Here is an 11,894-nt window from a genome sequence, read left to right on the forward strand (position 1 = left end):
TGCTTCTATTCAAGTTCAGTGCAGTTTGACAGTTTTGTGCTCCGAAACCCGCACAAACGCAAAGCCGAGAACCGTTAGCAGTAAGCCTAAAAGACGACAGTGCAACCATAAACAGACGACTAAAAACTGAAAAAAAGTAAACCATTTTGTCAAGTGAACACGGACATAGAAACGATACAACAAACGGACAGCGAGTAAGCCGACACTCATTGCCCTACCCTTCGTGTTTTATTTTTTTTCCCACCGCACAAAATATTTTGAATTGCCACCGCACAAATGACACATTTGGTTTTGCCCAACACACAAGCCGACCCTTCGCAAAACCAAAAGAGCTAAATTTTCCCACCGCACGGATGACAGTTTCAATTAAAGTATTAAATTTGACACATCTGTCCAAAACAATTTGTCTAAATGAGCACGGTAACATTTGGTGACTATATCAGAAAGCGAAGAGAGGAAATAGAACTTCCATTGAGGAAAGTTGCTGCTTATCTCGACATTGACACTTCAACCCTGAGCAAAGTTGAACGTGGTGAAAGACCTGCTTCACCTGACTATTTAAAACCACTTTCTGAAATCTTAGAACTGGACTTGAAAGAAGTACAAACAACTTATATAGCAGACAAAATAAGTAAAGACTTTGGCGGACTTGAACATTTAAGTGAAGGACTGAAAGAAGCTGAGAAACAGATAAAAAGCAAAAAGAGATAATGTCATCTAAATTTTTTACAAATAACAGCGAACGAAGCATGTTCGATAAATTCAAAGGAATTATCGAACACATGAAGGACTTATATGCCTTTCATGCTGTAGTTGGTTACTTCCGTTCTTCGGGTTACTTCGCTTTACAACCATACTTAAAAGACTTAAAAGAAATTAAAATACTAGTCGGCATCAATGTTGACCAAATGTTTGCGGAATCGCAACGTAAAGGGCTTTTGTATTTCGGTGACGAAGAAAAAACGAAAGAAGAATTTTTAAAATGGTTTATACAGGACATCAAAGAAGCGAAATATTCAGAAGAAGTTGAAAAAGGTGTTTTGCAATTCGTGAATGACTTGATTGACGGACGAATTGAAGTAAGAGCACACAATTCAAAAGCTATTCATGCAAAGTTCTATTTGTTTTTACCTGAACACCACAGCGAACATACAGATGGTTGGGTTATCATGGGTTCTTCTAACCTGACAGAAGCAGGACTAGGAATTAAGAAATCACCAAACTATGAATTGAATATTGCACTCAAAGACTATGACGATGTTCAATTTACCAAAAAAGAGTTTGTTGAATTATGGGAACACTCAACGCCAATTCTTCCGGCAGACATTCAGCAGTTCAAACAAAAAACACATATTGGTCAGACTTTCACGCCTTATGAGCTTTATATAAAGTTCTTAATTGAATATTTCGGCAAAAACATAGACTACGACCCAGACACAGTTGGGGATTTGCCGAAGACTTACAAAAAACTGTCCTATCAGATTGATGCCGTAAACCAAGGCTTTCAAATGCTGATGGAACACAATGGCTTTTTTCTTTCCGATGTAGTTGGTTTAGGAAAAACAGTGATCGCAGCCATGATTGCCAAACGATTTTTAGTTGCCAATGGCTCGTTGAACACAAAAATATTGGTGGTGTTTCCGCCTGCTCTCGAAAAAAACTGGAAAAATACCTTCCGACTTTTCGGTATTGACCGACATACCAAATTCATTACCAACGGACGATTAGACAAAATTGTAAACGGTGATGATTTGAACTATTGGGCAAAAGAGGATTACGATTTGGTTTTAGTTGACGAAGCACACCGCTACAGAAACCACACTTCGCAATCGTTCGGATTACTTCAACGAATTTGCAAAGCTTCAAGAAATGGCGAAGGCTTAGTTCCAGGCAAAAAGAAAAAAGTCATTCTAATCTCTGCCACACCACTAAACAACAGACCACAAGATTTATACTACCAGTTGCTTTTGTTTCAAGATGCAAGACGAAGCACTTTGCCTGTAACCAATTTGCAAAGCTTCTTTGGGCCAATCATTCGTGAGTTCAGAGAAATCATGCAACAAGACGAACCAAACATTGAACGTATCAGAGAGCTGTATTCAATTATTCGTGAAAAAATCATTTCTCAAATAACAGTTCGTAGAACAAGACGAGATTTAGACAATTACCCTAAATACAAAGAGGATTTACAAGCACAAGGGATAGAGTTTCCTGAAATAGCAGCACCAAAACCCAAAATTTATGAGTTTGATGCCAAGTTGAGCAAGCTGTTTTATCATACAGTTTTCTACTTGACTGATGATGATAAAATCCAGTATTACCGCTATCAGGCAATCAAATATTTGAAACCTGAATTACGAGAGAACTATTACGAACAAGCAATTTTAGTTTCTCAATCCTTGGCCGGTATCATGAAAACTTTAATGGTGAAAAGGTTAGAAAGCAGTTTCTCTGCTTTTAAATCATCATTAAAGAACCTGACTACTGCCACAGGCAGAATGATTGAAATGTTTGATAAAGGCAAGGTATTAATTGCTCCAGACTTGCGTGTGAACGACCTAATGGAAAAAGGTTTCAGCATTGAAGATTTGGAAGTGATGATTCTTGAAATGAGTGCTGAAAATCCAAGAAACAATGTTTTCAGTCCTGCTGATTTTGATAGTGGTTTTATTGACGGCTTGCGAAAAGACCATTTGCTTTTACAAGAGTTGGTAAAGGAATGGAGCAAAGTTGAAAAAGACCCAAAACTGGATGCTTTCTTAATCACGCTGAAAGACGAATTGCTTAATCAGCAAATTAACCCAACAGGTAAATTGGTTGTATTTACGGAAAGCACTGATACGGCAAATTACCTTACTGAAAAAGTTGAAGCTTTCCTTAACACTAAAGTTCTAAATGTTTCAAGCGACAACCGAAGCAAAATTTTTGAGACCATTCAGGAAAACTTTGATGCAAACTACATTGGAGATAAAAAGAACGATTACAATATCATTATCACAACCGATGTGTTGGCAGAAGGCGTTAACCTGCACCGTTCCAATGTAATTGTAAACTATGATACGCCTTGGAATGCAACTCGATTAATGCAACGAATTGGACGGGTTAACCGAATCGGCAGTGTGGCCGGAGTAATTTACAACTACAACTTCTACCCTTCTCAACAAGGTGATGAAGAAATAAAACTTTACAGTAATGCATTAATCAAACTGCAAGGTTTTCACACCGCTTTTGGTGAGGATGCACAGATATACACTCACGAGGAAATGTTGGAGCAGTTTGAATTGTTTAACGAAGGTTTACCAGATGATGAAGACAAGCGACTTTATTATTTACGTTTTATCCGCGAGTTTAAAGACAACAATCCGAAAGAGTTTAAACGCATCAAAACATTTCCTTTAAAAGCAAGGACAGCAAGAAGTATGAAGTATGCTTGTGCTGAGCATGGTCGAAGTACTCAAAAATCAGACACACACGGTTCAACAGTAGTATTTCTGAAATCACCTTATAAAATGGAGTTTTATCAAATCAATGATAAAACCAAAGTAAATCCATTGACCTTTTTGGAAGCAGCACAAATTTTTGAAGCACAATCAGCAGAACCATCTTTTGCATTGCCTGAAAATCATTACGAACATGTTCAGGCTGCTTTAAAATCATTTGACGAAGACTTTTTAGGTGGAACAACTGAAAAGGTTACAACTACCGACAAAGCCGATGCGAATACCAAACAAGCTTTAAAATTCCTACGTGACTTCAAAGCCATTACACACCAAGCCATTGTAAAAGAAACCTGCCAAACCTTGCAGCCCATTGTTGAAAGCGGCACTTACACGCCTCTGGCAAATGAGTTGAAAAAGCTAAGTCAGAAGTTTTTCAGTAAACGAGAAATCACTACTTCACAAGTGGACAATTTGTTGATTGCCTTGGCAAAGAAATACGATGCTTTTACCAGTGACGAAGAAGAAACGAAACTGGAAGAAATTGACACCAACATTGCACCTGAAATTGTGCTATCAGAAACTTTTATTGAATAAATATGAGCAAACTAAGAAATACGAATACCGAATTCAAGCAAGTTGTTTTACTGATTGAAGAAGCCAGAAACAGGGCTTTTCATAAAGTAAACGAGGAATTGGTATTGCTGTATTTCAAAGTGGGCAATCTCGTTTCAGAGAAGGTTTCAGCGGGTGCATGGGGCGAAAACACGGTTGAAGAACTGGCTTCATTTATTCAGGATAATTGCCCCGGGCTTAAAGGCTTTAACCGTAGAGGACTTTATAGAATGAAACAGTTTTATGAAACCTATTCATCACCCGAATTTGTGTCAACACTGGCGACACATTTGCAAAAGCTTGAAAATGGAGTGAATAAAATTGTGTCACCATTGGCGACACAATTACAATTAGTTGATAGTCAAGTGTTTAAATTTGTGTCACCGCTGGTGACACAAATCAGTTGGACGCACCACTTACTCATACTTTCCAAGACTAAAACGGTAGAGGAAAAGATTTTTTATTTCATCCAATGTATAACTCAAAAGTTATCGAAAAGAGAATTGGAACGACAACTGAACACAGCAACATTCGAACGCACTATGCTCTCCAATCCAATTGTGTCCGCACTGCGGTCACAATTACCTCAAAACCTCTTTAAAGACCCTTATATTTTTGAATTTCTTGATTTACCCGATGGGCATTCTGAAAAAGACCTTGAAAAGGCATTAATTCTTAACCTGCAAAAATTCATTCTGGAAATAGGTAAAGGATTCACCTATATGGGCAATCAGTATCGTTTGCAGGTGGGCAATAAGGACTATTTTACCGATTTGCTTTTTTACCATCGTGATTTGCAATGTTTGGTATTGTTTGAACTGAAAATACAGGAATTTGAACCCGAGTTTTTGGGTAAACTCAATTTCTATTTGGAGGCATTAGACCGCGATGTGAAAAGACCTAACGAAAACCCAAGTATTGGCATTTTACTGTGCAAGGGCAAAGACACGGAAGTGGTAGAATATGCCATGGCACGAAATACTTCGCCTGCCATCATAGCCGATTACGAAACCAAACTGATTCCGAAAACGGTGTTGGCAAACAAACTTCACCAACTGGTGGAGCAACTTACTAAAGAAGATTTTGAATAATGGATAAGAAGACATTACAAAATAGCATACTCGAAAAAGCATATCAACCCTCAACATGGTTGGATGTGATGAAAGATTATTTTGGGGCTAAGAAATTTCACCAAAAACCACAAACAATTTCATTACCCAATAATGATATAGCGGAAAGTGCTGTTGAGTTAGGGAGTTTCTATACTACGGATGAGAGATTAGTAGGGATGTATGAGGTGCATCTAACGCCAAAAGCATGGCTGGATAAAAACAGAGTTAGTTTAAGAAATTTGCTTCGCCAGGTTTATAAATACGATGTGGACGGTGCGTTAATTGTTTTTGTTCAAGGTGAAAAATGGCGTTTTAGTTTTGTAAGTGAAATAAGAACGGAAGAAGGCAAAAAGGAAACAGAGCCAAAGCGTTACACCTATCTTTTTGGTAAAGGTGAAAGTTGCCGAACCGCAGCAGAAAGATTTGATAAACTAAAAGGTAAGCCTATCTATTTAGCGGATTTGTTTGATGCCTTCTCTGTAGATAAATTAAACAAGGACTTCTTTAAATCTTACAAAGAGTTTTTCGAGAAATTCAGTGCTCACCTTGCTTCAAATAACGATTACCGAAAAATAATTCTCGGTTCTAAAAAAAAACTTGAAAAAGGTTGGCAGGATGATGAAGCAAAACCTATTCGTGATTTTAGTAAAAAGCTCCTTGGAAGAATTGTCTTTTTGCAATTTCTTCAGAAAAAAGGATGGATGGGTGTTCCTGCAAGCAATGAGAAATGGACAGGTGGCGATGCTAAATTCCTGCAAAATTTATTTTTAAACTACGCTGATAAAGAACATTTTCACAGCAAAGCCTTAAAGACATTATTCTTTGAAACGCTGAATAAGAAAAGAAGCAATCATCTTGCTCCAAGCACTTTAGGCGCTAACATTAAAATCCCATACTTAAATGGTGGTTTATTTGACAAGGATATTTCCTATAACCACAACATTGATTTTCCTGCCGACCTGTTTAAAAACCTGTTAGAGTTTTTTGAATCGTATAATTTCACTATTGACGAAAACGACCCGTATGATAGCGAAGTAGGTATTGACCCTGAAATGTTAGGCCACATTTTTGAAAACCTACTGGAAGAAAACAGAGAGAAAGGGGCGTTCTATACTCCGAAAGAAATTGTGCATTACATGTGTCAGGAAAGCTTGATACAATATTTGCGTACCTATTTACCCGAATGCACCGAAGATGAAAGCCCTGCAACAAAAGCATTAGAAAACTTCATCAGAAATGGCATAGTTGGCGAAAGAAACGACAAGAAAAACTTTGTGGTGCAACAAGCCAAGCGTATTGAAAAACTGCTTGATAAAGTAAAAATATGTGACCCTGCCATTGGTTCAGGTGCTTTCCCTATGGGCATGTTGCAGGAAATATTTAAAGCCAAAACCGCATTGGATTTAACCCTTGACCATGCCGAAACCAAAAAGCAAATTATACAAAATTGTATTTATGGTGTGGACATTGAGAACGGGGCGGTAGAGATTGCCCGTTTACGCTTTTGGCTGGCATTGGTAGTAGATGAAGATACTCCACAACCATTGCCAAATTTGGATTACAAGATTATGCAGGGCAACAGCTTACTGGAAAGCTTTGAAGGAATTGACCTAAGTAAGGTGCATACAGTAAGCAAAACCACCACTATTTATGAGCCACAAAAAGACATTTTTGGAAACATCGTTGACCCACAATTAAAATTTACAGATGTAAAAGTGTTGCAGGAAAACAACTTGCAGCAACTCATGCAGGACTTTTTTAATGAAACCGACCCTGAGAAAAAACAAAAACAAAGGGAACTCATTAACCAAACTGTGCATGAACATATTGATTATAATTTAGAACTTTGGCAACGCAGCTTGGAAAGGCAAATTGCAGAAGCTCCCAACGCCAATACACCAGGTTTAAAAGCCGCTACCAAAAAAAAGATTGAAGAACTGTACAAACAGTTGGATGGCCTGATTGAGAAACGAAAAAAATTATATGAGCTACAAAATGCCGTGAATAAACCCTACTTTCTATGGCACTTGTTTTTTGCTGATGTATTTGAAAAAGGCGGGTTTGATATTGTGATTGGTAACCCGCCATACATTGAACACAAAAAATTGAAGGATATTGCCTATCTTCTAAAAGATAGATATTTCGTATATTCGGGAGCGACTGATATTAGTGCGTACTTCTTTGAACTTGGGTTTAATTTGTTGAATAAAAAGGGAACTCTTCAATATATAAATTCTAATAAATTTTTCAATACTGGTTGGGGCAAGGAGTTGAGAAAATATTTACTAGCTAATACTATTCAATTCCTTGTGAATTTCGAGCAAGTTGAGGTTTTTGAAGGTGTTTTGGTGTCTAGTGTAATTGTTGGTGGAAAGAAAGAACAACCATTAAAGTCACATAGTATAAAATATACGGAATTTTATAAAGACAGAAATTGGAAATCAATTTTTCAGGAGCACCTTAATGTTAACAGCAAACTCATAAAGCAAGCTTCATTTGATGCTTCAGAATGGTCATTTGCAAATGAAACTGAATTAATATTAAAAAGAAAGATTGAGTCGAAGGGAGATAAAATCAAAGACATCAATGGTATAGAAATTAAGCGTGGTGTAACTACAGGATATGATCCTGCATTTATTATTAGTGATGATATTTCTAAAGAGCTTGGTTCTGATATAGTAAAGCCACTATTGAAAGGTCGCGAAATAAAAAAATATCAAATTAATCGTAATGGTCTCAACCTAATTTTTACCAGAAGAGGGATAGATATTAAGCGATATCCTGTAATTGAAAATCATTTAATTCAATACAAAGCAGAGTTAACACCGAGAACAGATGATTCGCAAAAGATTGGCAGAAAGACCGGGGATTATCAATGGTTCGAAATTCAGGACAACACTGCTTATTATCCCTTATTTGAGCAAAATAAAATCATATGGCCACTTACTGCAGATAAATGGGGGTTTGCATTAGATACTCAGAAACACTACTTATCAAGTGGCGGCTTCTTTCTTGTTTCAACCGAAATTCCTTTAAAATATATTCTGGGGGTGTTAAACAGCAAACTTATAGAGTATTACTTTAAGTTTATTGGTGTTATGACAGCAGGGGGAGCATATACTCTCAAAAAGGCTACAATAGATGAATTACCGCTGGTCAAAGCAGATAAAGACATTATTGAACAAGTTGTGCGTTTAGTAACAACAATTCTTGAACTCAAAAAGGATAAACTACATTCAAGTATTTTTGAAAACAAAATTGATGCTTTAGTTTTTCATTTATACGGTTTAACTGAACAGGAAATGTTGCAAGTGTTAGACACTTTTAAAGACCTAAGCATCAAAGACAGAAATCAAATCCAGAACGAATACTGGAATATTGCAAACAATAAATTTCGTCTGGAACTTTGATTTGAATGATGAAATGAAAAACTATGAATCAAAGCCCATCATTAAATCAGAAAAATCAAAGTTCAGACAATGATAAAGCAAGAATACAAATACAGTGATTTAACAGGTAAAATTATCGGTTGTGCAATTGAAGTACACCGCATACTTGGAAATGGGTTTCAGGAAGTAATCTATCAAAGAGCTTTGGAAATAGAAATGGCACAACAAGGAATAGCATTTAGTAGGGAACATGAAATGGATATATTTTATAAAGGGGATAAAATTGGGCAGAGAAGAGTGGATTTTTTTGTAGAAGGAAAAGTAATGGTAGAGTTAAAAGCTTTGGTACAATTAGAAAATGTACACCTGGCTCAAGCCATCAATTATTTGGAAGCCTATGGACTTGAAATTGGACTCCTCCTCAATTTTGGAAATACCAGTTTACAATTCAAGCGAGTAATGAAACCTTTAAAAAATCATAGACAATCATAAAATCACTAAAATCATCGTTCAGACAAATGATCAAGAAAATAAGCATAGTAAATTTTAAGGCAATCAAAGATTGTCTGAATTTGCCTTTACAGCCTTTCACGGCTTTTATAGGAAATAACGGTAGTGGTAAAAGCAGTGTCATGGAAGCCATGCGAACCTTACATCTTTGCCTTACTAAAAACATAGAAGAAGCCTTTGCTATCTGGGGTGGCTTAGACAAGGTTCGTAATTACCATGCCTTGCAAGATGAAGCGACTGTTTCGCAATTTGGTTTTAAACAAAAACACCAACCCATTACGTTTTGGTTGGAAGCCGAACTCAATGGTAAAAAATATGAGTATCAAGTTGCATTCAACTTAAGCTTGAATGATGATTATTACATCGTTGAGAATGAAGAATTGCACTGTAATGGTCAGGTAATGTTTGCCACGAATGCCATAGATAACAATGGCAATTCGTTTTGTCAACTATATATTGCAGCCGATGGAGCAAGGGAGTTTACACACAAGAGCAATACATTGCTTTTATCACTAACAGACGGGAATCCGCATTTACTGCATCAAGATGTTGCAGCTTTCAGAGAATATGTTTTGAACTGGCAATTCCTTTACATGAATGCCCACGACATGGGCAAACCTGTAATGCAAAACAGGTTAACTAAAAATATTCGCTTAGAATATGATGGCAGAAACATTGCGGAATATATTCTTTGGATTAGAGCACAAGGGCAAGAATACCTTGACAGCATCGTTCAGAAAATGATTTTTGTATTGCCCTACATCAAACAAATTCAGCCCAATATTCAGGAAACATTTAACCGTGAAGTTGAATTGCTACTGCATGAAACGCATGACAAAAGCAAGCCGCTGCCTGGTTGGCTTTTATCTTCGGGTACGCTTAGAATTTTGGCTCTCCTTTCCTTGTTCGATACACCAAAACCACCAAGCGTGTTGTTTGTAGATGAAATTGAAAATGGTTTAGACCCAAGAACCATAGGACTTTTATTGAATGAAATTCGCAATGAAACAACTGCTAGTAAAATGCAAGTTGTTATTACAACGCATTCACCGTATCTATTAGACTTGTTGCCAATTGAAAGCATCATTGCCACAGACAAGCGAGTGGATTATTGTAAATACCACATTCCCGCTACAGAAGAACGATTGAAAGTTTGGATTGAGAAATTCACACCGGGAAGATTATTCACCACAGGTAAATTCAGCAGATAGTATGAAAGTAGGATTTGTATTTGAATGCCAAGACCAAGGACCTGATGAATTGCTTTACACACAGGTAGCTAAAGACTTGTGCAATAATTTTGAAATATCACAAGAGAATATTTCACCATTAGGTAATAAACACGCTGTAATCAACGATAGTGCTTTGGATGTTCAAACCATGATTGACAATGGTTGTCAGTATGTGTTTATAATATGGGACAGAATGCCCAAATGGGGCGGCACGGGTAAATGTGATGAACATAAAGCAACATTAACTGCCAAATTACTAGCTGCTGGAATAGACATGACCAAAATAATCATGTGCTGCATTGACGAGATGCTTGAAAGCTGGCTTATAGCAGACGGAAGGGGCGTTACCAATTATTTCCAAAGTATAAATCATCTAAATCCTAAGTTTCCTGACCATAAATCAAAAGCAGAGCAAACGGCTCCAAAACAAAGATTGGAAGCTTACAATGGAAGATACAACGAGTATAAAGATAATTTAGGAATCCTTCATGGATTGAATAAAGACTATAGCCGAGCAGCCAGATGGAATGATTCGTTCGGAGAGTTTGTAAGTGCCGTCCAACAAATTTGCCCGCAATAAAATGCCCACGCAGCAGTCACACACATTGCCAAGTCGCACAAGCCATCGCACAGACCTAAGCTTGCAAAAGAGTATGTCTGCCCAACCGCACGGTCAGAGCAATATTGGAAAGACAAGAAACGACCGAGAAAGTAGCACGATGCCCTAACATGCGTTTGGTGTCATGCGGGGTGAAATGCATAAATTCGAGAGCAGTTTTTCAAATGAACTTAAGTGCTGGTTGACAGTTTTGTGCTCTGAATTGAAAAACAGCGAAGCTAATCCGCTACTTCGCGGCCTGAGTCCTTGTCAGTTCATAAACCCCATATCAAAATGAAGCATCTTATACTATTATTATTCTTCAATTTTTCATTCGCTCAAAAGGATATTTATCCTGTTGAAGAAAAACATCAGCGCCTTATTAATAACTCAAATTATTCAAATGAAATTTTTAAAGATATTAATAATGTCCTCAATAAATTTTTAGGCCGTTGGACGTATTCTGATTTGAATAATGAAGTTGTAATTGAAGTATTTAAATTCTTTGATGAAAGCAACCGACAAGATGCGTTATACATAAATCTGAGGCTAAATAAAAACGGAAAAACATTAATAAATACTTTAGATCAAACTTCTCCTAATATTATTTCCGGGGCTTTTTTTATGGATTCAAAAAATACAAGTTCATTGATTGTTCACTTTTCAGAAATCCAAACGGGAAAAGTATGGGTATGCGGCCATAGTTCTGCAGTTCACCTAACGCTAAATGGCAAGTCCTTATATTGGGAAATTGAGCCAAAAAAATTAGTGTTTAATAAAACAGCCGAGCTGTTACCCAAAAAAATGACATTCCAAAAAAACTGAAACCGCTGCTAACAAGCGTTTGGCAAGGTTACAAATTTTTACTAAATTGACATTTACGTTCGCAAGAAATTTTATCTTTAACAGAAAATAATCAGTTCGCTGGCATTGCAACTATGGCGAAGCCACGGCACGTTATACGGAAATCCCTACGGGCTTCCCGCACAACGCCCCAGGCG

8 protein-coding genes are annotated in these 11,894 nt (G+C 37.1%); all 8 read left to right on the forward strand.

Annotated elements, in window-relative coordinates; genetic code table 11:
• Positions 1-411: 411 nt before the first annotated feature.
• The 8 genes from CHU92_RS04475 to CHU92_RS04510 all read left to right on the forward strand — a co-directional run bounded on the left by CHU92_RS04475 (position 412) and on the right by CHU92_RS04510 (position 11,718).
• Positions 412-711, forward strand: a complete 300-nt coding sequence (locus CHU92_RS04475) for a helix-turn-helix domain-containing protein (RefSeq protein ID WP_094413024.1) — start codon at positions 412-414, stop codon at positions 709-711.
• A complete protein-coding gene (locus CHU92_RS04480; RefSeq protein WP_094413026.1) occupies positions 711-4,034 on the forward strand; it encodes a helicase-related protein in 3,324 nt (1,107 codons plus the stop codon). The genes CHU92_RS04475 and CHU92_RS04480 overlap by 1 nt, the downstream gene beginning before the upstream one ends.
• Positions 4,035-4,036: 2 nt before the next feature.
• Positions 4,037-5,143: a PDDEXK nuclease domain-containing protein gene (locus CHU92_RS04485; protein WP_094413028.1), complete on the forward strand. Its 1,107-nt coding sequence runs from the start codon at positions 4,037-4,039 to the stop codon at positions 5,141-5,143.
• Complete coding sequence (locus CHU92_RS04490; protein ID WP_094413030.1) at positions 5,143-8,574, forward strand: Eco57I restriction-modification methylase domain-containing protein; 3,432 nt, start codon at positions 5,143-5,145, stop codon at positions 8,572-8,574. Before CHU92_RS04485 ends, CHU92_RS04490 begins: the two co-directional genes overlap by 1 nt.
• A 69-nt stretch (positions 8,575-8,643) precedes the next feature.
• Positions 8,644-9,045, forward strand: a complete 402-nt coding sequence (locus CHU92_RS04495; protein ID WP_094413032.1) for a GxxExxY protein — start codon at positions 8,644-8,646, stop codon at positions 9,043-9,045.
• Positions 9,046-9,071: 26 nt separating this feature from the next.
• Positions 9,072-10,274, forward strand: coding sequence for an AAA family ATPase (locus CHU92_RS04500; protein WP_094413034.1), 1,203 nt, complete (start codon positions 9,072-9,074; stop codon positions 10,272-10,274).
• Position 10,275: 1 nt separating this feature from the next.
• Positions 10,276-10,875: a hypothetical protein gene (locus CHU92_RS04505; RefSeq protein ID WP_094413036.1), complete on the forward strand. Its 600-nt coding sequence runs from the start codon at positions 10,276-10,278 to the stop codon at positions 10,873-10,875.
• A 312-nt stretch (positions 10,876-11,187) separates the two neighbouring features.
• Complete coding sequence (locus CHU92_RS04510) at positions 11,188-11,718, forward strand: DUF6705 family protein (RefSeq protein ID WP_094413038.1); 531 nt, start codon at positions 11,188-11,190, stop codon at positions 11,716-11,718.
• Positions 11,719-11,894 lie beyond the last annotated feature (176 nt).

This window comes from Flavobacterium cyanobacteriorum (assembly GCF_002251835.1).
GTDB classification, from domain to species: domain Bacteria; phylum Bacteroidota; class Bacteroidia; order Flavobacteriales; family Flavobacteriaceae; genus Flavobacterium; species Flavobacterium cyanobacteriorum.